Annotated in this window: 10 protein-coding genes; all 10 read left to right on the forward strand. The window is 39.6% G+C overall.

Annotated features, from left to right (window positions below):
• Positions 1–12: 12 nt before the first annotated feature.
• Positions 13–888 carry a F0F1 ATP synthase subunit gamma gene (locus tag BMX18_RS04710; protein ID WP_020916491.1) on the forward strand — a complete coding sequence of 292 codons (876 nt, stop codon included), beginning with the start codon at positions 13–15 and terminating at the stop codon, positions 886–888.
• Between the two features lie 64 nt (positions 889–952).
• A complete protein-coding gene (atpD, locus tag BMX18_RS04715; protein WP_039697146.1) occupies positions 953–2,359 on the forward strand; it encodes a F0F1 ATP synthase subunit beta in 1,407 nt (468 codons plus the stop codon).
• A gap of 12 nt (positions 2,360–2,371) precedes the next feature.
• Positions 2,372–2,788, forward strand: a complete 417-nt coding sequence (locus BMX18_RS04720; protein ID WP_074481984.1) for a F0F1 ATP synthase subunit epsilon — start codon at positions 2,372–2,374, stop codon at positions 2,786–2,788.
• A 122-nt stretch (positions 2,789–2,910) separates the two neighbouring features.
• On the forward strand, positions 2,911–3,147 hold the full coding sequence (locus tag BMX18_RS04725; protein ID WP_004231090.1) for a DUF1146 family protein: 237 nt from the start codon (positions 2,911–2,913) through the stop codon (positions 3,145–3,147).
• A 61-nt stretch (positions 3,148–3,208) separates the two neighbouring features.
• The gene (murA, locus tag BMX18_RS04730; RefSeq protein WP_307770178.1) at positions 3,209–4,483 is read left to right on the forward strand and encodes a UDP-N-acetylglucosamine 1-carboxyvinyltransferase; all 1,275 of its coding nucleotides are present in this window, start codon (positions 3,209–3,211) and stop codon (positions 4,481–4,483) included.
• A gap of 3 nt (positions 4,484–4,486) precedes the next feature.
• On the forward strand, positions 4,487–4,675 hold the full coding sequence (locus tag BMX18_RS04735; RefSeq protein WP_020916495.1) for a DNA-directed RNA polymerase subunit beta: 189 nt from the start codon (positions 4,487–4,489) through the stop codon (positions 4,673–4,675).
• Between the two features lie 104 nt (positions 4,676–4,779).
• Entirely contained in the window at positions 4,780–5,646 is an 867-nt protein-coding gene (locus BMX18_RS04740) for a DNA/RNA non-specific endonuclease (protein WP_093815342.1), read from the forward strand.
• Between the two features lie 291 nt (positions 5,647–5,937).
• Positions 5,938–6,981 carry a phenylalanine--tRNA ligase subunit alpha gene (gene pheS / locus BMX18_RS04745; RefSeq protein ID WP_014334511.1) on the forward strand — a complete coding sequence of 348 codons (1,044 nt, stop codon included), beginning with the start codon at positions 5,938–5,940 and terminating at the stop codon, positions 6,979–6,981.
• A gap of 32 nt (positions 6,982–7,013) precedes the next feature.
• Entirely contained in the window at positions 7,014–7,538 is a 525-nt protein-coding gene (locus BMX18_RS04750; RefSeq protein ID WP_074964792.1) for a GNAT family N-acetyltransferase, read from the forward strand.
• Between the two features lie 69 nt (positions 7,539–7,607).
• Complete coding sequence (gene pheT, locus BMX18_RS04755; protein ID WP_093815344.1) at positions 7,608–10,013, forward strand: phenylalanine--tRNA ligase subunit beta; 2,406 nt, start codon at positions 7,608–7,610, stop codon at positions 10,011–10,013.
• Positions 10,014–10,096: the final 83 nt, after the last annotated feature.

A 10,096-nucleotide genomic window follows, 5' to 3' on the forward strand; every position in this document is an offset into this window, starting at 1 on the left:
GGGAGGTAGCATATGGCAGGCTCTCTTAGTGAAATCAAAGGGAAAATTATTTCAACTCAGAAAACAAGTCACATCACAGGTGCCATGCAAATGGTATCTGCTGCGAAATTGACTAAATCTGAGCAAGCAGCAAAAGATTTCCAAGTTTACGCTTCAAAAATTCGTCAAATCACTACTGACTTATTGAAATCAGAACTAGTTAATGGTTCAAAAAATCCAATGCTAGCCGCTCGTCCGGTTAAAAAGACTGGTTACATTGTTATCACGTCTGACAAAGGACTTGTTGGTGGATATAACTCAAAAATCTTGAAAGCAATGATGGATCTTATTGAGGAATATCACCAAGATGGCAACTATGCTATTATTGCCATCGGTGGTATTGGTGCAGATTTCTTTAAAGCTCGTGGAATGAACGTTGTCTTTGAATTGCGTGGTTTGGAAGATCAGCCATCATTTGAACAAGTTGGAAATATCATCGCAAAATCTGTTGAGATGTATAAGAACGAATTGTTCGATGAATTATATGTATGTTACAATCACCACGTGAACAGCTTGACTAGTCAAGTTCGTGTGCAACAAATGCTTCCAATTGCTGAATTGGATGCTGATGAAGCAGCAGAAGAAGGTGTAAGTGGATTTGAATTGGAACCAAATCGTGAAATGATTTTAGAACAACTCTTGCCACAATATACTGAAAGCCTTATTTATGGTGCCATTGTTGATGCTAAAACTGCTGAACATGCCGCTGGTATGACAGCTATGCAAACAGCCACTGATAATGCCAAAAACGTTATTAACGATTTGACTATTCAGTACAACCGTGCACGTCAAGCTGCTATTACACAAGAAATCACAGAAATTGTAGCAGGTGCTAACGCACTAGAATAATATGAGAGCTTCTTAGCCTCATAAAAAGGGAGAAAATCCCTAAAAAATCTAAAAGGAGAAAAACATGAGCTCAGGCAAAATTGCTCAGGTTGTAGGTCCAGTTGTCGACGTTGCGTTTGCTGCTGGTGACAAACTACCTGAGATTAATAATGCATTGATTGTTTATAAAGATGGCGATAAATCTCAAAAAATCGTGCTCGAAGTTGCTCTTGAACTTGGAGACGGTCTTGTACGTACTATCGCTATGGAATCAACTGATGGGCTTACACGTGGATTAGAAGTTTTCGATACTGGTCGTCCAATCAGTGTACCAGTTGGTAAAGAAACTTTGGGTCGTGTGTTTAACGTTCTCGGGGATACAATTGACCTTGACGAACCATTTGCAGAAGATGCACCACGCGAACCAATTCACAAAAAAGCACCAGCTTTTGATGAATTATCAACATCATCAGAAATCCTTGAAACGGGTATCAAAGTTATTGACCTTCTTGCCCCTTACCTAAAAGGTGGTAAAGTCGGACTTTTCGGTGGTGCCGGTGTTGGTAAAACCGTTCTTATCCAAGAATTGATTCACAACATTGCCCAAGAACACGGTGGTATCTCAGTATTTACCGGTGTTGGGGAACGTACACGTGAAGGTAATGACCTTTACTGGGAAATGAAAGAATCTGGCGTTATCGAAAAAACAGCCATGGTCTTCGGTCAAATGAATGAACCACCTGGAGCACGTATGCGTGTTGCCCTTACTGGTTTGACTATCGCGGAATACTTCCGTGATGTTGAAGGACAAGATGTACTTCTCTTCATCGATAACATCTTCCGTTTCACTCAAGCAGGTTCTGAAGTATCAGCCCTTCTTGGTCGTATGCCATCAGCCGTTGGTTACCAACCAACATTGGCAACTGAAATGGGTCAATTGCAAGAACGTATCACATCAACTAAAAAAGGTTCTGTTACATCAATCCAAGCCATCTACGTGCCAGCCGATGACTACACTGACCCAGCGCCAGCAACAGCATTCGCTCACTTGGATTCAACAACTAACCTTGAACGTAAGTTGACTCAAATGGGTATCTACCCAGCCGTTGACCCACTTGCTTCAAGTTCACGTGCCCTTGCACCAGAAATTGTTGGTCAAGAACACTATGAAGTAGCAACAGAAGTTCAACGTGTTCTTCAACGTTACCGTGAATTGCAAGATATCATTGCCATCCTTGGTATGGATGAATTGTCAGACGAAGAAAAAACATTGGTTGGACGTGCTCGTCGTATCCAATTCTTCTTGTCACAAAACTTCAACGTTGCTGAACAATTTACAGGTATGCCTGGTTCATACGTACCAGTTGCTGAAACTGTTCGTGGCTTTAAAGAAATCTTGGAAGGTAAATATGATGATCTTCCAGAAGATGCTTTCCGTAACGTAGGTCCAATCGAGGATGTAGTTGAAAAAGCTAAGAAAATGAATTACTAATGAGGTGATACCATGACATTTATGACTGTTCAGGTAGTAACACCAGATGGTATTCGCTATGATCACCATGCTAATTTTATTTCAGTAAAAACACCGGATGGTGAGATGGGGATTTTGCCAGAACACATTAACCTCATTGCTCCGCTAACAGTTCACGAAATGAAGATTCGTCGTACAGATGATGACAATCACGTGGATTGGGTAGCTATCAACGGTGGTATTATTGAGATTAAAGATAATCTTGTGACAATTGTTGCAGATTCTGCAGAACGTGAACGCGATATCGATGTTAGCCGTGCTGAACGTGCTAAACTTCGTGCTGAACGTAAATTGGAACAAGCTCAAAGTACTCACGATATCGACGAAGTACGTCGTGCACAAGTTGCACTTCGTCGTGCTTTGAACCGTATCAGTGTTGGTAACAAATAAACATAAAAAGTCTGAGATTTTATCTCAGACTTTTTTGTTACTTTTTGATGATTTTTTCATGAAGAAAGCTTACACTTGTGCAGTTTTTTGTTGTCGAAAATGAAATCTGATATAATAGTTCTATGGAAATTTTAAATAGTTCAGTGACTTTGATTAGTCACCTTGTTTTTATTGCAATGACACATCAAATTCTTCGAAATTTATTTGATTGGTCAAAATTAATTAAAAATACGCCTGAGAATATTGGTCGCCTTAAAGTATTTATTCTTTTGGTTAGTATTGCACTTGGTTATATGGTAAGCCATTTTATTTTAGAAATCATTACAGTTAGTCAGACTTTCTTCTTTGGTTTTCAATAAAAGCAATAATCGCTAAACTATGATATAATTTTGATATTATAATATAAGAATGGAGTTCATTTTGGATAAAATTATTATTGAAGGCGGTAATACACGCCTAGAAGGAGAAGTAATCATTGAAGGAGCAAAGAATGCGGTTCTTCCTCTTCTTGCAGCGACAATTTTACCGAAGGAAGGAAAGACAGTTTTAACAAATGTCCCAATCCTTTCAGATGTCTTTACGATGAATAATGTTGTCCGTGGTTTAGATATTCAAGTTGATTTTGATGAAGCGAATAACACGATTGAAGTGGATGCTTCAGGAGATATTTTGGATATTGCCCCATATGAATATGTTAGCAAAATGCGTGCTTCAATCGTTGTTTTAGGACCAATTTTAGCACGTAAAGGTCATGCAAAAGTATCAATGCCTGGTGGCTGCACGATTGGTAGTCGTCCAATTGACCTTCACCTTAAAGGTTTGGAAGCTATGGGGGCAAAAATCACACAAGCTGGTGGTGATATCACAGCGACTGTTGATGGGAAACTTAAAGGGACAACAATTTACATGGATTTCCCATCAGTTGGTGCAACACAAAACTTGATGATGGCAGCAACTTTGGCAGAAGGTGTGACTGTTATTGAAAACGTCGCACGTGAGCCAGAAATCGTTGATTTAGCGATGCTACTTAATAAAATGGGTGCTATCGTTAAAGGTGCTGGTACAGAGACTTTGACCATTACTGGTGTTGATAGCCTTCATGGTGCTGAACATGATGTGGTTCAAGACCGTATTGAAGCTGGAACTTTCATGGTAGCGGCAGCTATGACATCAGGTAATGTTCTTGTTAAGGATGCTATCTGGGAACACAATCGTCCTTTGATTTCAAAATTGATTGAGATGGGTGTGACCGTTATTGATGAACCTGAAGGGATTCGTGTTATTGCTGATACAGCGAAATTGAAACCTGTAACGGTTAAAACACTTCCTCACCCAGGTTTCCCAACTGATATGCAAGCGCAATTTACAGCTTTGATGGCAGTTGTCAATGGCGAATCAACAATGATTGAAACGGTCTTTGAGAATCGTTTCCAACATTTGGAAGAAATGCGCCGTATGGGCTTGCAGTCAGAAATCATGCGCGATACAGCTATGATTCATGGTGGGCTAGAGCTTCAAGGTGCTCCAGTTATGTCAACTGACCTTCGTGCTAGCGCAGCCCTTATTTTGACAGGGATGGTGGCAAAAGGAACAACAACAGTTGGTCGCTTGAATCACCTTGACCGTGGATATTACAAATTCCATGAAAAATTGGCTAAACTCGGTGCAAATATTAAACGTGTAAGTGAGGCTTAAAAAATGACAAGTGGCTGGAAATACGTAGCAAAACAGTTAGGATTAGTTCTAGTGGTTGCTCTTTTGGCTTGTTTATTTTTAGCAGTTGGATTGATGATTGGATATGCCGTCATTGGTGATGGTAAAAATCCATTCTCAATTTTATCGATTGATAAATGGCAAGCAATTATTGGCAAATTTACAGGCCAATAAGCTATTTGTATTTTAGAGCAGCTTGACGAAAATGTAGAAGTGGGATAATCGACTTTATGATTTTGATAAAGCACGATGTTCCACTTTTTTAGTGAAAGGATTTTATGGCAAAGAAATCGAAACTGTCTAAACAGACAAAATCATTTATTTCTTTATTAGTTTTATTGGTTAGTATTGGTGCGGGTTGGCTGACAACTTCAGATTCAAGTGATCCTGTTAATCAAGTTATTTCCTTGATTACGGGAGAATCATCTGCAAAGATTGTGTCAAATCAGTCTTCTGCTAATCAAGCAACACCAAGTCAAGAATTAGCAGACTCAGTCTTAACAGACAGCGTTAAAGCTCAGCTTGGTTCAAATTTTGAATGGAACGGTGCGGGAGCTTATTTGGTTAACGGAAATAAAACCGATTTGAATGCAAGAGTAGCCAGCAAACCTTATGCCAATAACAAAACAAAAATTGTGCAAGGTCAGACTATTCCAACGGTCGCAAATGCTTTGTTGAGTAAGTCGACACGTCAGTATAGAAGCCGTGAGGAAACTGGAAATGGCTCAACTTCATGGACACCAGCGGGCTGGCATCAAGTGCAAAATCTTTCTGGAACATACAGTCACGCCGTGGACCGTGGGCACTTGCTCGGCTATGCTTTAGTTGGTGGCTTAAAAGGCTTTGATGCTTCAACAAGCAATCCTGAAAATGTAGCCACTCAGACAGCCTGGGCAAATGAAGCTAGTTCAGAAGACTCAACGGGTCAAAATTACTACGAAGGTCAGGTCAGAAGAGCACTTGATCAGAATAAACGTGTTCGTTACCGCGTGACTTTAATCTATGATGGCGATAATATTCTTGCTAACGGGACACATTTGGAAGCAAAATCATCTGACGGTAGTTTAGAGTTTAATGTTTTCATTCCGAATGTCCAAAGTGGTTTAAGCTTTGATTATTATTCAGGTCAGGTTAGTGTGAATTAAGCTGCTATATTCAACCTTGTCAAATGGCAAAAAATTTGCTAGAATGGGGTGTAAATTGAATAGTGTCTTATGAGACTAGTAACCTTATGGCAGTTTAACAGGGAATGGAAGTCGTGACTGGAAGCTTCCTAGATGAAAGTTTGGCGAATTCACTCATGTTAAAGACGATGAATTAAGGTCTGCTAGTCAGATAAAAAACGGATGGTACCGCGTGTCAACGCTCCGCTATTGGAGTGTGGCACGCTTTTTTCGTTTAAAAACATTAGGGGTTGCCCCAAGGAAGGAATTTTAATGGATTTACAAGCGCAGTTAGAAGAATTAAAATCATCTACGCAAGCTAAATTGGCTGAAATGCGTGGAAACAATGCAAAAGAACTTCAAGAATTACGTGTGCAAGTTCTTGGTAAAAAAGGATCATTGACAGAATTATTGAAAGGTTTGAAAGATCTTTCTAAAGAAATGCGTCCAGTTGTCGGAAAACAAGTTAACGAAGTACGTGACGTTTTGACAAAAGCTTTTGAAGAACAAGCTAAAATTGTTGAAGCTGCTAAAATCAAAGCACAATTGGAATCAGAAAGCTTGGATGTGACTCTTCCAGGACGTCAAGTTAACCTTGGTAACCGTCACGTTTTGACACAAACAAGTGAAGAAATTGAAGATATTTTCCTTGGTATGGGATTCCAAGTTGTTGATGGTTATGAAGTTGAATCAGATTACTACAACTTTGAACGCATGAACTTGCCAAAAGATCACCCAGCTCGTGACATGCAAGATACTTTCTACATCACTGAAGAAATCTTGCTTCGTACTCACACAAGTCCAGTTCAAGCTCGTACACTTGATAAACACGACTTTTCTAAAGGTCCATTGAAAATGATCTCACCAGGACGTGTGTTCCGTCGTGATACAGATGATGCGACACACAGTCACCAATTCCATCAAATCGAAGGTCTTGTTGTTGGTGAAAACATTTCTATGGGTGACCTTAAAGGAACTCTTGAAATGATTATCAAGAAAATGTTTGGTGAAGATCGTAAAATCCGTCTTCGTCCTTCATACTTCCCATTCACTGAACCATCAGTAGAAGTTGACGTATCATGCTTCAAATGTGGTGGTAAAGGTTGTAACGTATGTAAGAAAACTGGTTGGATTGAAATCCTTGGTGCTGGTATGGTACACCCTCGCGTTCTTGAAATGTCTGGCGTTGACTCAGAAAAATATTCTGGATTTGCTTTTGGTCTTGGTCAAGAACGTATTGCGATGCTTCGTTACGGTATCAATGATATCCGTGGCTTCTATCAAGGCGATGTCCGTTTCTCAGATCAATTTAAATAATTAATTAGTAAGAAAAAGAATTGGAGGTCATCATGGCAGAAATCAAAGTTGAAAAAGTGACCTTGGATAAGTTAGATGTGCTACAAAAGCTTAGTATCGATACTTTCCGTGAAACCTTTGGTTTTGATAATACCGAGGAGGAACTTCAACAATTTTTCGATGAGAATTATACTTTAGCGCAACTTAAAAAAGACGTGACAGATAAAGAATCTGATGTTCGCTTTGTCAAAGTTGATGGGCGTGAGGTTGGCTTTATGAAAGTGAACTGGGGCGCAGCACAGACAGAGCATGAACTAAAAAATGCTTTTGAAATCCAACGTATTTACATTCTTAGTGAATGTCAGGGACTAGGCTTAGGTAAGAAATTATTTGAGCTGGCGCTTGATATGGCTAAGGCAGGCGAATTTGATTGGGCTTGGTTAGGTGTCTGGGAAGGCAATGTCAAAGCTCAAGGTTTCTACCGTAAATACGGCTTTGAAAAATTTTCAGAGCACTCATTTAAAGTTGGCGATAAAGTAGACACAGATTGGCTTATGCGAAAAGCCTTAAAAGAATAAGAGTAGAAAGGGATAAAGAAGCTTACCTGTCAAACGTATTTTGACTGCGAAAAGCTTTTAACACATATTATGTTAGTAAGTTATAAATGGTTAAAAGAGCTTGTTGATGTTGATGTAACAACACATGAGCTTTCTGAAAAAATGTCAACAACAGGGATTGAGGTTGAAGGAGTTTCATCACCATCTGAAGGATTGACAAAATTGGTTGTTGGTCACGTTGTATCTTGTGAAGATGTTCCTGAAACACACTTGCACCTTTGCCAAGTAGATACTGGTGATGATGAATTGCGTCAAATCGTCTGTGGTGCTCCAAACGTGACTGCAGGTATTAAAGTTATCGTTGCAGTTCCAGGTGCACGTATTGCTGACAACTACAAAATTAAAAAAGGTAAAATCCGTGGTATGGAATCACTTGGTATGATTTGCTCACTCCAAGAACTTGGTTTGCCAGAATCAATCATTCCAAAAGAATTTTCAGACGGTATTCAAATCTTGCCAGAAGATGCTAAACCAGGTGACAGCATTTTCCCATACCTTGATTTGGATGATGAAATTGTTGAGTTGTCAATCACACCAAACCGTGCAGATGCCCTTTCAATGCGTGGGGTTGCACATGAAGTAGCTGCTATCTACGGAAAAGAAGTTCACTTCCCAGAAAAAGAACTTAAAGAAGTTTCTAAAGCTGCAAAAGACGTTATCGATGTTGCTATCGAGTCTGACAAAGTCTTGACTTACAAAGCACGTGTCGTTGAAAACGTGACTGTTAAACCAAGTCCACAATGGTTGCAAAACCTTTTGATGAACGCTGGTATTCGTCCAATCAACAATGTTGTCGACGTGACAAACTACGTGCTATTGTACTTCGGTCAACCAATGCATGCTTTTGATTTGAATAAATTTGAAGACAATAAAATCGTCGCTCGCAATGCGCGTGCTGGTGAAAAATTGGTCACTCTTGATGGCGAAGAACGTGAATTGACAGAAGAAGACCTTGTTATCACAGTTGCTGACAAACCAGTTGCTCTTGCTGGTGTGATGGGTGGTCAAGCTACTGAAATCGACAACGCTTCTAAAAACGTTGTTCTTGAAGCTGCTGTCTTTGATGGTACAGCTATCCGTCGTACTGGATCTCGTTTGAACCTTCGTTCTGAAAGCTCAGCTCGTTTTGAAAAAGGTATCAACTACGCTACTGTTGATGAAGCGCTTGATTTTGCAGCAGCAATGCTTACAGAATTAGCTGAAGGCGAAGTTCTTTCTGGTCGTGTGGAAGCTGGTTCAGTTCCAACTGAAGATGTTGAAGTATCAACAACACTTGACTACGTTAACGTTCGTTTGGGAACAGAATTGACATATGCTGATATTGAAGATGTCTTTGCAAAACTTGGTTTTGGTTTGTCAGGAAATGCTGATAAATTCACAGTTTCAGTACCACGTCGTCGTTGGGATATTGCTATCCAAGCTGACTTGGTTGAAGAAATTGCTCGTATTTACGGTTACGAAAACCTTCCAACAACACTTCCAGAAGCTGCTGGTACTGCAGGTGAATTGACAGCAACACAAAAATTGCGTCGTAAAATGCGTTCAATCGCTGAAGGTGCTGGATTGACTGAAATCGTATCATATGCTTTGACAACACCTGAAAAAGCAACTGAATTCACATTGCAACCAAGCAACTTGACTGAATTGATGTGGCCAATGTCAGTAGAACGTTCAGTTCTTCGTCAAAACGTTGTTTCTGGTATGCTTGATACCATTGCTTATAACGTTGCTCGTAAAAATAGTAACATGGCAATCTATGAAATTGGTAAAGTCTTTGAACAAAAAGGTAATCCAAAAGAAGAATTACCAAACGAAATCAGCACATTTGCCTTTGCTATTTCAGGTTTGGTAGCTGAAAAAGATTTCCAAACAAAAGCAACTCCAGTTGATTTCTTCTATGCTAAAGGTATCGTTGAAGCTATCTTTAACAAACTTGATTTGACAGTTGAATACGTTGCCGAAAAAGGTCTTGAAAGCATGCACCCAGGTCGTACAGCAAGCATCTACTTGGATGGTCAATTGGTTGGTTTTGTTGGTCAAATTCACCCACAAACAGCTAAAAACTATAACGTTCCAGAAACTTACGTAGCTGAATTGAACTTGGATATCATCGAAGCTGCTCTTCAAGCTGATAAAGCATTTGTTGAAATCACTAAATTCCCAGCAGTTTCTCGTGATATTGCTTTGCTATTGCCAGCAACTACTACTCACAAAGAAATCGTTGCTGCTATTGAATCAGCTAAAGTGAAACGTTTGACTGATATCAAGCTCTTTGACGTTTATGCTGGTGCTAATATCGCTGAAGGTATGAAATCAATGGCTTACAGCCTTACATTCCAAAATCCAAACGATAACTTGACTGATGAAGAAGTTACTAAATACATGGATAAAATCACTAAAGTCCTTGTTGAACAACTCGGAGCAGAAGTTCGTTAATCATTTGATACAATATTAGGCTATTTGGGTTAATATAGATAAACCACCGCTACGAAAGTAGTGGTGGTTTCTTGTTTATCAAA

Origin of the sequence: Streptococcus sp. 45, assembly GCF_900108865.1 — a bacterium.
GTDB classification, from domain to species: Bacteria; Bacillota; Bacilli; order Lactobacillales; family Streptococcaceae; genus Streptococcus; species Streptococcus ruminicola.

What these genes read in the sequence shown, in the direction of transcription:
- pheT (WP_093815344.1), top strand. Translation starts at nt 7,608, where the DNA reads ATGTTAGTAAGTTATAAATGGTTAAAAGAGCTTGTTGATGTTGATGTA.
- BMX18_RS04710 (WP_020916491.1), top strand. Translation starts at nt 13, where the DNA reads ATGGCAGGCTCTCTTAGTGAAATCAAAGGGAAAATTATTTCAACTCAG.
- pheS (WP_014334511.1), top strand. Translation starts at nt 5,938, where the DNA reads ATGGATTTACAAGCGCAGTTAGAAGAATTAAAATCATCTACGCAAGCT.
- BMX18_RS04720 (WP_074481984.1), top strand. Translation starts at nt 2,372, where the DNA reads ATGACATTTATGACTGTTCAGGTAGTAACACCAGATGGTATTCGCTAT.
- BMX18_RS04740 (WP_093815342.1), top strand. Translation starts at nt 4,780, where the DNA reads ATGGCAAAGAAATCGAAACTGTCTAAACAGACAAAATCATTTATTTCT.
- atpD (WP_039697146.1), top strand. Translation starts at nt 953, where the DNA reads ATGAGCTCAGGCAAAATTGCTCAGGTTGTAGGTCCAGTTGTCGACGTT.
- BMX18_RS04735 (WP_020916495.1), top strand. Translation starts at nt 4,487, where the DNA reads ATGACAAGTGGCTGGAAATACGTAGCAAAACAGTTAGGATTAGTTCTA.
- BMX18_RS04725 (WP_004231090.1), top strand. Translation starts at nt 2,911, where the DNA reads ATGGAAATTTTAAATAGTTCAGTGACTTTGATTAGTCACCTTGTTTTT.
- BMX18_RS04750 (WP_074964792.1), top strand. Translation starts at nt 7,014, where the DNA reads ATGGCAGAAATCAAAGTTGAAAAAGTGACCTTGGATAAGTTAGATGTG.